The 1,747-nt window shown below is 65.2% G+C and carries 1 protein-coding gene; it reads right to left on the reverse strand.

What is annotated here, in order from left to right; all coding sequences use genetic code 11:
* A partial coding sequence (locus tag EN750_RS32840) for an FAD-dependent oxidoreductase (RefSeq protein WP_145968139.1) occupies positions 1-1,747 on the reverse strand: 1,747 nt, incomplete at both ends.

The following is a 1,747-nucleotide window of genomic DNA, read 5'->3' on the forward strand; positions in this document are numbered from 1 at the left end:
CGCATTGCCTTGCCCAGGGGATCATAGGGCGAGGCCGCGACGACATGCGCCGGCCGCTCCTCACCCACGACATGCACGGAGAGCGCGGTGCCCTCGCCTGCGAAATCGCGGTCGACCAGCGCCAGCGCCAGGCTCTTGCCGACCGTATAACCATAGCCGCCCGACGTGACGAAGCCGACGCGCCGGCCCTGATGCCAGACCGGCTCGAAGCCGCTGGCATCGGCGTCGAGCGCGTCGACTTCAAGCGTCACCAGGCATTGGCCGCTGCCGGCCTCCCGCTGTTTCGACGCTGCTTCGCGGCCGATGAAGTCGCTCTTGCCGAAAGCGATGAACCGGTCGAGACCGGTCTGGCCCGGCGTATAGCCTTGCGTGAATTCGCGCGACCAGATGCCAAAGCTCTTCTCCAGCCGCAGCGCATTGAGTGCATAGTAGCCGATTTCGGCAAGGCCCAAATCCTCGCCAGCGCCCAGCAGCGTGTCGCGCAGAGTGGCATGCATGGTCACGGGGCAACTGATTTCGAAGCCGAGCTCGCCTGATATCGACAGCCGCGCCACACGTGCCTGCACCATGCCGATGTCGAATGTGCCACAGGCCATGAACGGCAGCGCTGCGCCGGACACATCCTGATGCGTCGTTCGCTCCAGTATTTTGCGCGCGTTCGGCCCGGTCAGCAGGAAGCCGCTCATCGTGTCGGAGAGGTCGCCGACGGTGACGCCTTCAGCCGCATGGCTCTCGAACCAGCGCATGTGGAATTCCCGGAGATAGTAGGAGCCCATCAGCCAATAGCTGCCGCCGCCCCAGTTGAAGACGGTGAGGTCGCCCTTCAGCCGTCCGTCATGGCCGAGCATCGGCGCCAGGCCGGCCCGCCCCGGCTTCGGCAGCCTGCAGGCGAGCAGCCGGTCGAGCCAGGCTTCCGCACCTGGCCCCGCCACGGCATAGCGCGAATAGGCCGAGATATCGACGAGACCGGCGGCGCGCCGCACCTGCAGCGCCTCGTCGCCGACGATGTCGAAGGCGTTGGAGCGCCGCAGCGTCGTGTTCTCGGCAAATCCCATCGGCGCGAAATAAGCCGGGATTTCCAGCCCCCAGGAAGCCGTCCATTCGCATCCCGCCGCGCTCATGCCGTCATAGGCACCCGGACGTTTCAGCGGCCGGCCGGCGGGCAGTCGTTCATTGGGAAAGGTCATCACGAAGCGGCGCGAATAGAACTGGCGCGTCGTCTGCCTGAGATATTCCCGGTTGGCGGCGAAGGCGCCGTAGCGAGCGATGTCCATGCCGAAGATGTCGGCCTGCGGTTCGCCGAAAATCATCCATTCGGCCAGCGACTTGCCAACGCCCCCGCCCTGGCTGAAACCGGCCATGACGCCGCAGGCGACCCAGTAGTTCTTCAATCCGCGCACCGGCCCGACGATCGGATTGCCATCCGGCGTGAAGGTGAAGGCGCCGTTGACCCATTTGCGGATGCCAGCCGTCGCCAGGCAAGGAAAGCGCTCATGCGCCTTGGCGAGTTCGGGGCTGATGCGGTCGATGTCTTCCGGGATCAGCTCGATGCCGTAGTCCCACGGCGCGCCATCCATGTTCCAGTGCTTCGGGTTCTGCTCGTAAACGCCGAGCAGCACGCCCTTGCGCTCCTGCCTGAGATACGAAAAGCCGTCGAGATCGACGGCGATGCCGATTTCCCTGTCCAGCGCCGCGATCTCGGGAATGTCCTCAGTGATGAAATAATGGTGCTCCATCGGCGTCGACC

Source organism: Mesorhizobium sp. M7A.F.Ca.ET.027.03.2.1 (assembly GCF_003999175.1).
GTDB lineage: Bacteria > Pseudomonadota > Alphaproteobacteria > Rhizobiales > Rhizobiaceae > Mesorhizobium.